Genomic DNA, 12,199 nt, shown 5'->3' on the forward strand with positions numbered 1-12,199 from the left:
ACCCTCAACACCCCCCCACGATCGGGAGCACCGATGTCCGTGTTCAGCAGAAGAACCGCACTGCTCGCCATCGCCGTCACCACCGCGCTCACCGTGTCCGCGTGCAGCGGCTCCGGCGGCTCGGGCGCCCTGGGATCCTCCGACTCCAAGGACGGCAAGGTCACCATCCGCTGGTCCACCTGGGGTTCGGCCGAGGACCTGGACGTCTTCAAGGCCTTCACCGACGACTTCACCAAGAAGCACCCGAACATCACCCTCAAGTTCGAGCCGGTCGCCTCCTACGAGGACTACAACCCCAAGCTGCTCACCCAGCTCACCTCGAAGACGGCCCCCGACGTCTTCTACGTCGGCGACGACTTCATCGGCAAGCTGGTCGCGGACGGCGTACTCGCCCCGCTGGACCAGCAGTTGGCCGGACCGGACAGCAGGAGCAAGCCCGCCGACTTCTTCGAGGGCATCTACGGCGGGGCGAAGAAGGGCGGCGTCACCTACGGCGTGCCCAACGACACCAACCCCGAGGTGCTCTGGTACGACAAGAAGGCGCTGGCCGAGGCCGGCATCACCGAGGACCCGGCGGCGCTCAGCCAGGCCGGGAAGTGGACCATGGCCACCTACCTCGACATGAACGCCAAGCTCAAGGCGGCCGACAAGTACGGCTCGATCTTCTGGAACTGGTACGGCTCCACCTACAGCCTGGTGAACGGCTTCGGCGGCAAGGTCTGGGACGGCGGGAAGTTCGTCGCGCCGAGCGACCCGAAGGCCCGTCAGGCCTTCAAGGTGCTGGCCGACGGCTACAAGGACAAGACCTTCGCCTCGGCCGACCTGCTGCCGGAGGGCAACGGCCCGGGCACCCAGTTCGTCAAGCACAAGGCCGGCTTCTACGCGGGCGGGCGCTGGGTGGCCGAGAGCGTCAAGAAGGGCGGCGACCTGGCCAACTACGACATCGTGCCGTTCCCCTCGGTGGACGGGAAGCCGATCCCGAGCGCGGTGGCCGCCTCCTACCTGGCCGTCAACAAGGACAGCGCGCACCCGAAGGAGGCGTTCACCTTCCTCACCGAGTTCGTCTCCAAGGAGGGCCAGGCACTGCGGCTCAAGGGCGGCACCGCCGTCCCCTCGGTCAAGGGCGCGGACGAGCTGGTGACGGAGGGGAACTACCCCGCCCACGTGAAGACCTTCCTGGACGCCCGGGACAACGGCTTCGCCAACTACCCGGAGGAGGTGGCCGTTCCGGGTCTGACCAAGGCCATCAACGACCAGCTGATGAAGATCTGGGAGGGCAAGGCGGGCCTGGATGAGGGGATGACCCAGCTGCAGACCTTGGTCGACGGCATGAAGGGCAAGCAGGGTTGACATCCTCCCCGCGCCGAAGCGCGGGGATTCCGGCCGCGCCCGCAGTACGGGGCGCAAGCCCTGTCCGACCGGCGTTCCGATGGGTTCCTGTTTCGACGGGCCGTGCCCGGCGCGGGATTGCCGCGCCGGGTCCTACCGGCCCTCCACAGGCGTTTAGCCTGTCCGCCTGCCCGGCGGCCAGGATGTTACGAGCAGCATTGAGGTCCCGATCGTGCAGCACACCGCACGCCTCACAGGTCCACGAGCGGACGCTCAACGGCTTCGACCCGTCCAGCGCACCGCACGCCGAACACACCTGAGAGGTCGGTTCGAACCGGCCGACGACACCGACATGCCGGCCGTACCGGGCGGCCTTTTCTTCGAGCAGGCGCCGGAAGGTGGACCACCCGGCGTCGTGGACGGACTTGGCCAGGCGACTTCGGGCGAGGCCGTACACGTTCAGATCCTCCAGGTAGACCGCTTGGTTCTCGCGGATGATCCGGGTGGTCTGTCTGTGCATCCAGTCGGCGCGGGTGTCGGCCACCCTGATGTGTGCCTTGGCGACCTTGAGCCGAGCCTTGGCCCGGTTCTTCGATCCCGTGGCCTTTCGGGACAGTTGTCGCTGCGCGGCCCTCAACCGCTTCTCGGCCTTGCGCAGGAATCGCGGGTTGTCGATCACGGTTCCGTCGGACAGGACGGCGTAGGTGGTCAGACCGAGGTCGATGCCGACCTCGGTGTCAAGCTCGGGAAGCCGGTCCGGCTCCACGTCCACGACGAAGCTGACGTGGTACCGGCCGGAAGGGTCGAGGATCAACGTCACGGACGACGGGACGGTGGGCAGCGCCCTGGACCACCGCACCCGCAGGTCACCGATCTTCGCCAGGTGCAGCTTTCCGTTGCCGCGGATGCGGAACCCGTTGCGGGTGAACCGCAGCGACTGCCGTTTGTGCTTGCGGGACTTGAACCGGGGCAACCCGACCGGCCGTCCTGCCCGATTGCCCGTCACGGAGTCGAAGAAGTTCCGGTACGCGGTGTCCAGGTCCCGCAGGGACTGGATCAGCGGATCGACACCGACCGACGCGAGCCATGCCCGCTCCGGAGTCTTCTTCGCCGCTGTGATCACCAACTTCTGCAAGTCGGTGCTCTTCGGATAGGGCTGCCCGTTCTTCCGAGCTTCCTTCCGTGCCGCGAGTGCGTCGTTGTACACCACCCGCGCGCACCCGAAGGTACGTGCCAGCGCCGCGCACTGACCAACCGTCGGATAGACGCGATAGGAGTATCTCAGGTGCACAGAACGTATCTACCAGGAGCCACTGACAACTGCTCACGTCCGAGCCTCCGAAGGCCGCTCGGCCGCTTCGCCCGTCGCACCAAGGGGTCATTCGTCCCCTTGCTGACCTTGGTCCCGGGGCGAATTCGGTGAGCGCCTTCACGGAGCCGCTCTGGCGGCGGCGGGATCGCCGGTGGGCCCTGCTCTTCCTGGGGCCCCAACTCCTGGGCCTGCTGGTCTTCCTGGTCGGTCCGCTGGGCTTCGCCGTGGTGCTCTCCTTCCTGGACTGGAACGGGCTGGGCGACGCGAGCTGGGTCGGCTTCGACAACTACGGTGCCCTGCTCACCGATCCGTACTTCGGCAAGGCGGTCTGGAACACCGTCAAGATCGGCCTGATCACCGTGCCGGGCGGGCTGGTGCTGGCGCTGCTGCTGGCGCTCGCCCTGCACGGGGTGCGCGGCCGGACGGTCTACCGGGTGGTCTACTTCCTTCCGGTGGTGACCAGTTCGGTCGCCGTCTCGGTGCTGTGGCAGATCATCCTGGGCAGCGGCACCGACGGCATCCTGAACGGCACCGCGCACCAGCTGCTCGGGGTCACCCTGCCGAACTGGCTGGAAGACCCGGTCTGGGTGGTCCCCGCCATCGCGGTGGTCACCGTCTGGTCCTCGCTGGGGCTGAACGTGGTGATCTTCCTGGCCGGGCTCGCCACCATCCCCGCCAACCTGCTGGAGGCGGCCCGGATCGACGGCGCAGGCCCCTGGCAGACCCTGCGCTCCGTCACCCTGCCGCTGCTCTCGCCGACCGTCTTCTTCACGGTCGTGGTCTCGGTGATCAGCTCCTTCCAGGCCTTCGACCTGGTCTACGTACTGGTGAACCCGGACCACAACGAGGGCGCCCAGACCATCGTCTACAAGGTCTACCAACAGGGCTTCCGGGAGTTCCACTTCGGGCTCTCCAGTGCGGCGGCGCTGCTCCTGCTGGTGCTGACGCTGTTGGTGACGGCCCTCCAGTTCAAGGCGCAGAAGCGCTTCGTCCACTACGAGTCGTGAGGCCGCGATGACGACGCTCCGCTTCCGCAAGCAGGTACTGCTGCACGTGGGCCTCACCCTCGGCGGCCTGCTGATGATCTTCCCGTTCGTCTGGATGCTGCTCACCTCCTTCAAGGGGGTGCAGCAGATGATCAACGAACCGCTGGCCTGGCTGCCCGACCCGTGGCGGCCGGAGAACTACGCCGACGTGCTGCGGGCCGTCCCGCTCGGGCAGGCCTACTGGAACAGCATGTACATCGCAGCCGTGACCGTGGTGGCCACCCTGCTCACCGGCGCCATGGCGGCCTACGCCTTCGCCCGGATCCCGTTCCGCGGCTCGGGCCCGGTCTTCGGGCTCTTCCTGGCCACCCAGATGGTGCCCTCCCAGGTCATCGTGGTGCCGCTCTACATCATGCTGGCCAAGCTCCAGCTCATCGACTCCCACCTGGCCTTGATCCTGCCGGCGATCGCCAACCCGTTCGCGGTGTTCCTGCTGCGGCAGTTCATCCGGGCCGTCCCGGTCGAGCTGGAGGACGCCGCCCGGATCGACGGGGCGGGCCGGTGGACCATCTTCTGGCGGATCATCCTGCCCAACATCCGGCCGGGGCTCTGGACGCTGGGCATCATCGTCTTCCTGGGCAGCTGGAACAGCTACTTCTTCCCGCTGATCTTCCTCAACAGCCCCGAACTCTTCACCGTGCCGCTGCTGTTGGACTCCTTCAACTCCGCCAAGGGCGGCCTGGACTACGGGCTGACCGCCGCGCTGTCGGCGATGACGGTGCTGCCGATGCTGATCGCCTTCCTGATCGGTCAGCGCAAGATCCTCAACAGCATGGCCGAGTCCGGCCTCGGGGGGCGCTGAGCGTGTACGTGGAACTGGACCTGGTGGAGCGGCCGTTCACCGAACGGGGCTCGCGGCTACTGGTGCTCCTGGAGGAGGACGGGCTGAGGGTGGCCCGGGCCGAGTACGAGGCGCCGCTGGCGGTGGAGCTGTCCCGGCTGGTGGTCCGGGACGCCGGGGGGCGGGCGCTGCCCGTGGTCTCGGCGGACCCGGTGGCGGTGCGGTTCGAGGGCGGGGCCGAGCTGCTGTTCGCCGATCCGTCCACGCTGGTGCTCGCCGGGCAGGGCGGGTCGGCCTCCTGGCGGCTGCCCGGGGGGACGGCACGCTCGGTCGAACTGACCGGGTGCCACGTCCTGGTGGGCCCGGAGGGGGAGTGGGCGGCCGACCGGGTCCGGGCGGCGGCCGGGCGGCGTTGGGCGGAGTGGTTCGCGCTGATGCCCGAGGTGCCGGAGGAGTTGGCGGAGCGGACCCGGATGGCCTGGTGGACGCTGGCCGTCAACCTGCTCCCGATCGGCGGCAGGGAGGGGCTGGTCCCCTCCAAGTACGGTTACCTGGGCGTGTGGAACTGGGACGCGCTCTTCCACGCCGTCGCCCTCCGACACGCCTCGCCGGCGCTGGCCCGGGACCAGATCCTGCTGCTCCTCGACCATCAGTTGCCGGATGGTCAACTGCCCGACGTGGTGCACGATTTCGGCGTCCTGGCGGAGACCACGGACCTGCCCCGGTCCGACCTGGCCCGGTTGGGCGAGCACGTCGGCCGGGCCAACGGAACGGGGATGCCGGCCGGCCCGGTGCCGGTGACCAAGCCCCCGCTCACCGCCTGGGCGGTCTGGAAGGTCCACCGGGCCGACCCGGACCGGGAGTTCCTCGCCGAGGTCTACCCCAAGCTGGTCCGCGCCCACGAGTGGTGGTTCACCGCCTCGGACCCGGACGGCGACGGCCTGCCCGAGTACCTCCACCCGTACTCCTCCGGCCTCGACGACAGCCCCGTCTGGGACTACGGCCCGCGCGCCGAACCCCCGGACCTCAACTCCTACCTGATCCACCAGGCCGACCGGCTGGCCGACATCGCCGAGGCGATCGGCCTGGCCGGGGAGGCCGCCCGCTGGCGCGAACGGGCCTCCGCGCACCTGGAGTCGATGCTCGCCAGGCGCTGGGACGGCAGCGGCTTCCGCACCCTGTCCGACGGGGCGCCGGTACGGGTGCGCACCGCGCTCGACCTGATGCCGCTCTTCACCGGGCGGCTCCCGGGGGCGGTGGCGGCGCAGCTGGAACGGACCCTGCGCTCGCCCTCCTACTGGGGCCGGTACCCCGTGCCCACCGTGGCCTTCGACGACCCGGCCTTCGACCCCGACGCGATGTGGCGCGGACCGGTCTGGCTGAACGTCAACTACCTGCTGGCGGAGGGGCTGGAGCGCTCCGGCTTCGCCGGGACGGCGGCGGAGCTGCGCCGCCGCACCCTGGCCATGGTCCGGGACGCGGGCGGCCTCTACGAGTACTGGAACCCGCTGACCGGCGCCCGCGCCCCGCGCGCCACCAGCGGCTTCGGCTGGTCGGCGGCACTGTTCGTGGACCTCGCGGCGGGCGGGTCGGTCAGACCGTGACCGCCACGAGGGGGAGGGTGAGCACCACCGTGCGGCCGGCACCGGTGTTCTCGACGGCGAAGCGCAGGCCGGGGGTCTCGCGCAGGGCCGCCCAGCCGGCGTCCCGGAGGTGGCCCTGGGCGAAGGCCCAGTACATCGCCTCGTCCGGGACGGCCGGGCCGCCGTCGGCGATCCGGACCTCGGTCTCGCCCGCTCCGGTCCGGTAGGCGGTGACGGAGGCCTTCGCCCACGGCGGGTTGCGGCGCAGCGCCTGCTCGACGAGGACGGTGAGGAGACGGTCCAGCTCCGGCTGGGCCACGGCGACCTCCGGCAGACCGGCGGGCAGCCGGACCGTCGCGGCACCGGCCGGGGTTCCGGCCAGGGCCACGCGCACGGCCTCGGGCAGGCTCGCGGCGACCGGGGGCAGGTCCGGTTCGGTCATGATGTCTCCTGGCGTTCTCTTCGGTGCATTTCGTCATACTTTCGCACCCGGCCCGGTGGACCACGTCACCCCCTGGTCCTGGTCCGGCCCGCCGTCCGACGGGGGCCGGGTCGGACGGCGGGGCGGACCGGTGCTGGGCGGACCGGTGCTGGGCGGTTCTGGCCGGGGTGGGTCGGGCCGGTGCTGGCTGGGCGGGCCGGTTCGGTCTAGAGGGTGCCGAGCTGCTGCGCGAGGTCGTCCAGGCCGAGCGAGCCCTGGGAGAGCACCGCGGTGTGCCAGGCCTTGAGGTCGAAGGCCGCGCCCTGCCGGCGGCGGGCCTCCTCCCGGCCCCGGAGCCAGACCCGCTCGCCGAGCTTGTAGCCGATGGCCTGGCCAGGCCAGCCGAGGTAGCGGACGATCTCGCTGTCCCGCTTCCCGGCCGGGGTGCCGCTGTGCGCGGCCATGAACGCGGTCGCCAGCTCCGGCGTCCACCGCTCGCCGGGGTGGAAGCCCGAGTCGGCGGGGATCGTGAGGCCCAGGTGCATGCCGATGTCGATGATCACCCGGATGGTGCGCAGCATCTGCTCGTCCAGGAATCCGAGCCGGTGCGCCGGGTCCTCGAAGAAGCCGAGCTCGTCCATCAGCCGCTCCGCGTACAGCGCCCAGCCCTCGATGTTGGCGCTCACCCGCCCGTAGGTGGTCTGGTAGCGGCTCAGCTCGCCGGCCAGCTCGGTCCACCGGGCGAGTTGGAGGTGGTGGCCCGGGACGCCCTCGTGGTACCAGGTGGTGACGAGGTGCCAGGTCGGGAAGACCGTCCGGCCCAGGGTGGGCAGGTAGGTCCGGCCCGGGCGGCTGAAGTCCAGGCTGGGTGCGGAGTAGAACGGGGCGGCGGCGCTGCCGGCCGGGGCCAGGTGGGACTCCACCCGGCGCAGCGGTCCGGTGATGTCGAAGTGGGTCCCGTCCAGCGCGGTGACCGCCTCCTCCATCACCTGCTGGAGCCACTCCCGGACCGCCTCCTCGCCCTCGACCGCGTGGCCGTGCCGGTGCAGGTGGTCCACCGCCTCCAGGACCCCGGCGCCTGGCAGCACCCGCGCGGCCTCGGCCCGCATCTCGGCGGCCGTCCGGTGGAACTCCGCCCAGGCCCAGGCGTACGCCTCGTCCAGGTCGAGGTCCGCGCCCGCGTGGTGACGGACCGCCAGGCGGTAGCGCTCCCGGCCGACGGCGTCCGGCGTGCCCTCGGTGGCCGGCGCGTAGGTGTCGCGCAGCCAGTCGCGGAACCCGGCGACGGCTGCGGTGGCCGCACGGGCCGCCTCCGTCAGCTCCTCGCCCAGCCGCTCCGGGGCCGGTGCGACGAAGTCGGCGAACCAGCCGTCGGAGCCGGTGGCCTCCCCGGTCCAGGCGGTGAGCTGTTCGACCACCGAGCCGGCCTGCCGGGGTGCGGCGAGCAGGCCCCGGGAGATCCCCTCGCCGAGGGTGGCGCGGTAGCCGTCGAGTGCGCCGGGCAGCGTGCGCAGCCGGCCGGCCACCACGGCCCAGTCCTCCTCCGTGGCGGTGGGCATGAAGGTGAAGACGTCGCGCACCTGGTGGACGTGGGCGCCGATGTTGCGGAGCTGACGGTAGTTCTCCCCGGCTTCGTGCAGGGCCAGTTCGGCGGAGAGGCGGTCCCGGAGGAGGCCCGCGCAGTTGCGGTCCGCAGGAGTGGAGGGGGCGGGGGCCGCGGCCAGGGCGGCCAGGGTGTGCCGGGCGCTGTCGGCCCGGTCCTCGAAGCCCTCCGGGGAGAGGTCCGGCTGCCGGTCGTCCCCGGGGTGGAGCCCCAACCAGGCGGCCACCAGCGGATCCTGGGTGGCCACCCGGTCGAGGTGGCGGTCGGCGATGGCGCGGGCGGTGGTGATCGTTTCGTCTGCCATGCCGCCATCCTCGCCCAACTCTCCCCGGCCGTCCGGCCGTTCCGCTACTCCCCGGTGCGGCCGTCGGTCAGCTCGCGGACGACGTCCAGGTGGCCGGCGTGGCGGGCGTACTCCTGGAGGACGTGGAAGAGGATCCAGCCCAGGGTGGGCAGCGGCGTCCCGTCGTCCGGGAAGCGGCCGCCCGGGGTGGCATGGGTGGCCAGCGGGGTGCCCGTGACCACCTTGCGGGTGTGCTCCCCGCCTGCGTGCAGGGCGGCGAGCAGCTCCTGGACGGTCTCCTCCGGGCCGACCCGCCAGCGGTCGTCCGGGCCGCGGTCGCCCCAGGGGGCGGCGAGCCGCTCGCCCTGGAAGGCCCAGCGGATCCAGCGCTGCTCCATGTGCGCCAGGTGCTTGAGCAGTTCCAGCGCGCTCCAGCCGGAGGGGAGCAGGGAGGCGCGCAGCTCTGCCTCCGGCAGGCCGGCGAACTTGGCGTCGACGGCGGACCGGTAGTAGTCCAGATAGCCGAGCAACAGCTCGGTGGGGTCGGAGAGTTGGGTGTCCGGCTCGGGCAGGTGATCGCTCATGGGCCGAGTCTGCCACCCCGGCCGGCCGGAAGGGGTGGCGGTCGGCCAGAGGAGGTGCGGTTCGGGCCAGGCCTTCGGGTTCGCCAGGTCGGTGTGGGCCGCGAACTCCTACTGTCAGTAGGGCCGTTGGCATCCGCACCGTGTGCACATCCGAGGTAGGGAGTCCCCGCCGTGCCGTCTCTCCTGCACTACGAGATCCTCACCGACCCGACGTCCCTCCAGGCGTCCTCCGACGGAAGGCCGTCCGTGGGGGACGGTGTACGTGGTCGTCTCCAACACCCACCAGGAGGACGTGGAGTGGCGGTACGTCGACCTGGCGATCCCGGTGGGCTCCGGTCCCGAGGACCTGACGGACGACCGCGCGGCGATCCGGCCGAGCGCCACCCCGAGCTGGAGCACGCCCTGGGACACGGAGGACCCGGCCTTCGCCTGGGACGAGGACGCCCGGGCCTTCCGCGCCCAGCACCCCACCAGGCCCGGCAGCAAGCAGGTCTTCCCCGGGCAGCAGTCGCTCGTCCTGAAGCTGGAGAACGTCCCCGTCACGGCGGGCGGCGGGCTGGTCCGGCTGACGCTCAGCGAGCGGACCGGCGGCGGGGGACGGGTCGGCGGCCATGCCGACGGACGTCTTCGTCACCACGCTGGCGCTGGTCAAGCAGGCGCCGCGCACCCCGCGCAACTTCCGTCCCCGGCTGGCCCTCCTGCCGGAGGGCGCCCAGGTCGAGCTGGAGTGGGACGGGCCGAGCAACCTCGACTACTGGATCCGCTTCCCGGACGGGAAGACGGTGCCGGTCGCCCTCGGGGCGGGCGGCCGGCCAGCCGGTCGTCGACCAGCCCTACCTCTGGCCCACCCCGGGAGCCGCGCCCGTCCCGGTGCCCAAGCGCGCGCAGCACGTACACGCTGATCGCCGGGACCAGCCTCAACGGCCAGCCGCAGCACGGGTACTTCCTCACCACCACGGTCCACGCGCTGGTCCCCGAGTTCGAGAGCGGCACGCGCACCCCGTGGATCGAGGGCGGCAAGGACCGGGGCCGGACCGTCTTCACGGCGGACGGCATCCGGGTCGACGACCGCTCCGGCGGCCGGGGGACGGTGTCGGCCGGGACGGTCGAGGCGCGGGACGTGCGCACCGGGACGGTCAAGGGGCTCACGACCGAATCGGGGTGGATCCGCTTCCCGGACTCCGGGATCGAGGTCCTGCACGGCCCCGGCGAGGACCGGGGCGTGGTCACCGCCGAGCAGATCTCGGTGTACGGCGTCGACACCCGGTGGGTCGGCGACCGCACGGCCGGCCATGGCTGGACCAGCTTCCCCGACACCGGGATCAACGTCCACCGCGACGGCGGCCAGGAGTCGGGCGTCCTCGGCGGGGACCGGGTCGAGGTGAACGGGGTCGACACCAAGTGGGTCGGCGACCGCACGGCCGGCCACGGCTGGGTCGACTTCCCGGGCGCCGGGATCAACGTCCGCAAGGACGGCGGCCAGGAGTGGGGCGTGGTCGCCGCCGACAAGGCCGACCTCAACGGGGTCAACACCAAGTGGGTGCAGGGCCGCGACAAGGCGGACGGCTGGATCGAGTTCCCCCGCTCCGGGATCAACGTCCGGCGGGACGGCGGGCAGGACTGGGGCACGGTCTCGGCGGGCGCGGCCGACCTCAACGAGCTGAAGACCGACGGCGCCGCGGTGAAGGGCCTGCTCACCGTCGGCGGCGGCATGAAGCTCAGCCACGAGGGCGAGCGGCTGTTCACCACCCTCCCCGACCGGATCCTCTTCCACGGCATCAACGAGTTCAAGCAGTGGGTCACCTTCGAACGCGGCATCGGCGCCAACTCGGGCAAGGGCGGCCTCTCGCTCACCAAGGAGTACGGCGTCCTGATCCGCGGCTGCGACGTCCAACTCCAGCAGGGCCGGCTCTCCGTCTCCACCGGCGAACCGCCCCAGGTCCGCTTCCTCTGACGCTTCCGCTGACGGTGGGCCTTCGGTGAGGCCGCGTCGGCTGGGGTGCGCGGGCTGCGGCTTTCGCCGTTCGGAGGTCGGTGGCAGGCCGGACAAGCCATAGTGGTGGCAGGGGAGTTGACGGAGGGGGAGTTCTCATGGTGGATCAGGCGTACGTGCAGGCCGGGGACGTGACCGAACCGGCGATCGCGACGCTGCGGGACCGGCTCTCGCAGGCGATCGACGACACGGTGGCGGCCACGGCCCTCGACCGTGCCAAGGTGTGGCTGCAGATGCCGGTCGACTCCACGTTCTTCAACGGGATGCTGGACAGCCTCTGCGGCGAGCGCGCCAAGGACCTGGGCGAGCGCCTGAGCCCGGGCATCGGGGGGCTGTACAACCCCGCCGACCTGGCGGTGGCGCCGGACATCGCGGCGAAGTGGGAGGCGATCGGCGGCATCCTGCACGCCGACCGCGCGGTGACCCTCAAGGGTCCGACCTGGCACGTGGGCGGGGCCAAGAGCGGGTTCCTCACCAAGGACCGCTCCGGGTTCCACGTGATCGTGCTGCTGGCCACCGGGCAGGAGCCGGGCGGCCGCCGCTTCGTCCTGGCGCTCGACCCGGACGTCAGCGCCACGAGTGGAGACCCAGAAGGCCTGGATCCCCTGGGCCGTCGGCGGCACCGTCGGGAGGGTGTCGGTGTACTCGGACGCGAAGTGCACCCAGGTCCTCAAGGCCATGGTCCTCGGCGGCTCGCCGGACGGCTTCGGCCCGTTGGTCCGCAAGTACTACGTCAACCCGGCGGAGGCCTTCCCCCCGGTCAAGCACGCCTGACCGCGGCCGGTCGGTCGGCCGGGCCGCAGCGGGCCCCGGCCCTCGTTCAGCGGAAGTCGCGGCTGCGCAGGAAGAGAGGAGGAAGCGAGAGGAAGAGGCGAGTTGGGTGAGAGAGGAGTGGAGAAAGAGGTGTAACGATGAGAGACCAATGTACACGACGGAGGGAGGAAGGTAGAAATTGAGGTAAGAGTGAGAGAGGAGGTAAGAAGGGGGGAGAGTAAAAGGAGTGATGTGTAAAGAAGGTGGGGTGGGAGAAGACGTATGAAAAGCAAAGGCGTTATAGGTACTAGAGGGTCAGAAGTAAGGAGAGAAGAAGCAAGGACGGGGGGGGAAGGAGACGGTGTGGCGGGCAGCAAAGAGGGAAAAGGAAGAGAAGAGAAAAGGGTGAAAGGGGGAGGAGAGCAATAAGTGGAAGGAAGGGCGGACGGATGAAAGGATGGGGAGAGAAAGACAGAAAGTAGATTCGGGACAAGGTGGGAGCGTGGAGGGA

At 70.8% G+C, this 12,199-nt stretch carries 10 protein-coding genes; 6 read left to right on the forward strand and 4 right to left on the reverse strand.

All coding sequences use genetic code 11. The features are described from left to right. The first annotated feature begins 33 nt into the window (after nt 1-33). A complete protein-coding gene (locus tag ABD946_RS23425; RefSeq protein ID WP_345286673.1) occupies nt 34-1,350 on the forward strand; it encodes an ABC transporter substrate-binding protein in 1,317 nt (438 codons plus the stop codon). On the opposite strand, the gene ABD946_RS23430 is transcribed toward ABD946_RS23425, so the two are convergent. After that, complete coding sequence (locus ABD946_RS23430) at nt 1,247-2,620, reverse strand: RNA-guided endonuclease InsQ/TnpB family protein (protein ID WP_345286675.1); 1,374 nt, start codon at nt 2,618-2,620, stop codon at nt 1,247-1,249. The two genes, ABD946_RS23425 and ABD946_RS23430, sit on opposite strands and share 104 nt — an antisense overlap. Before the next feature lie 128 nt (nt 2,621-2,748). Here ABD946_RS23430 and ABD946_RS23435 point away from each other — a divergent pair, with 128 nt between their 5' ends. The 3 genes from ABD946_RS23435 to ABD946_RS23445 are packed head-to-tail and all read left to right on the forward strand — an operon-like array spanning nt 2,749 to nt 6,072. Next, entirely contained in the window at nt 2,749-3,648 is a 900-nt protein-coding gene (locus ABD946_RS23435; protein WP_345286677.1) for a carbohydrate ABC transporter permease, read from the forward strand. A 7-nt stretch (nt 3,649-3,655) separates the two neighbouring features. Then, a complete protein-coding gene (locus ABD946_RS23440; protein ID WP_345286679.1) occupies nt 3,656-4,489 on the forward strand; it encodes a carbohydrate ABC transporter permease in 834 nt (277 codons plus the stop codon). A gap of 2 nt (nt 4,490-4,491) precedes the next feature. After that, complete coding sequence (locus ABD946_RS23445; protein ID WP_345286681.1) at nt 4,492-6,072, forward strand: amylo-alpha-1,6-glucosidase; 1,581 nt, start codon at nt 4,492-4,494, stop codon at nt 6,070-6,072. On the opposite strand, the gene ABD946_RS23450 is transcribed toward ABD946_RS23445, so the two are convergent. The 3 genes from ABD946_RS23450 to ABD946_RS23460 all read right to left on the reverse strand — a co-directional run bounded on the left by ABD946_RS23450 (nt 6,062) and on the right by ABD946_RS23460 (nt 8,942). Beyond that, nucleotides 6,062-6,493 carry a hypothetical protein gene (locus tag ABD946_RS23450; protein ID WP_345286683.1) on the reverse strand — a complete coding sequence of 144 codons (432 nt, stop codon included), beginning with the start codon at nt 6,491-6,493 and terminating at the stop codon, nt 6,062-6,064. The genes ABD946_RS23445 and ABD946_RS23450 overlap by 11 nt on opposite strands. Nucleotides 6,494-6,699: 206 nt before the next feature. After that, entirely contained in the window at nt 6,700-8,379 is a 1,680-nt protein-coding gene (locus tag ABD946_RS23455; protein ID WP_345286685.1) for a DUF885 domain-containing protein, read from the reverse strand. 44 nt (nt 8,380-8,423) lie between these two features. Beyond that, on the reverse strand, nt 8,424-8,942 hold the full coding sequence (locus ABD946_RS23460) for a DinB family protein (RefSeq protein WP_345286687.1): 519 nt from the start codon (nt 8,940-8,942) through the stop codon (nt 8,424-8,426). A 262-nt stretch (nt 8,943-9,204) separates the two neighbouring features. Between ABD946_RS23460 and ABD946_RS23465 the strand changes: the two genes are divergently transcribed. Both ABD946_RS23465 and ABD946_RS23470 read left to right on the forward strand, forming a co-directional pair. Beyond that, on the forward strand, nt 9,205-10,896 hold the full coding sequence (locus ABD946_RS23465) for an SH3 domain-containing protein (protein WP_345286689.1): 1,692 nt from the start codon (nt 9,205-9,207) through the stop codon (nt 10,894-10,896). 137 nt (nt 10,897-11,033) lie between these two features. Then, a complete protein-coding gene (locus tag ABD946_RS23470) occupies nt 11,034-11,819 on the forward strand; it encodes a hypothetical protein (RefSeq protein ID WP_345286691.1) in 786 nt (261 codons plus the stop codon). Nucleotides 11,820-12,199 lie beyond the last annotated feature (380 nt).

It is taken from the genome of Kitasatospora albolonga, from assembly GCF_039535905.1.
In the GTDB taxonomy this organism is placed as follows: Bacteria; Actinomycetota; Actinomycetes; order Streptomycetales; family Streptomycetaceae; genus Kitasatospora; species Kitasatospora albolonga.